The organism is Okeania hirsuta, assembly GCF_003838195.1.
GTDB classification, from domain to species: domain Bacteria; phylum Cyanobacteriota; class Cyanobacteriia; order Cyanobacteriales; family Microcoleaceae; genus Okeania; species Okeania hirsuta.
The window spans coordinates 1-608 of sequence record NZ_RCBY01000682.1; the positions used below are offsets into that span (position 1 = coordinate 1).

1 protein-coding gene is annotated in these 608 nt (G+C 41.4%); it reads right to left on the reverse strand.

Going from position 1 to position 608, the window contains the following annotated elements; translation table 11 throughout:
- Positions 1 to 162: 162 nt before the first annotated feature.
- Positions 163 to 608 (reverse strand): LytR/AlgR family response regulator transcription factor (locus D5R40_RS33640; protein ID WP_205127891.1); only part of this gene is annotated, 446 nt, incomplete at its 5' end.

Below are 608 nucleotides of genomic sequence, written 5' to 3' on the forward strand. Positions count from 1 at the left end.
CTGAGTTCAAGACCTGGCTAAAGGGAAACTAGTAAGGATAATTTTTCATTTTTACGTTATTTTGTATAGAGATAAACGCTTCTGCCATCTGCCCGAAAAAATAATACCTCCTGAACCGCGATGGCATTGATGTGTGCCCCGACTTTTACCATGAAACGTTCCTTATAGGGCTTCTTCTGGAAGCTTTGACTCATTCCCTAAGTTCGGTTTGCCTAATAACTGTTCCCTCAATACATCCAATTTTTTCAAGGAATTTGAAAGGTCGGTAAATCGGATGGGCTTGAGTAAGTAATCTACGCCGTTGACTTTGAATGCATCGATGGCATATTCGTCAAAGGCTGTGGTGAAAATGACCGGCTTCTTAATCGAGACTTGAGAAAAGATTTCAAAACTCAAGCCGTCGGAGAGCTGAATGTCCATAAAAATAAGGTCCAACTCATGTTGCTTATCTTTCAGGTAAATCACCGAATCATGGATGGAGGTAAGGCAGGCTTTTATATCTGTAGCAGCGTCGTGTTTGAGCAGGTAACGTTCCAGCTTTTCTGCAGCTGGAGTTTCATCTTCAATAATCAAAACGTTCATGATTCGGGGGAAATTAAGGATTCTGG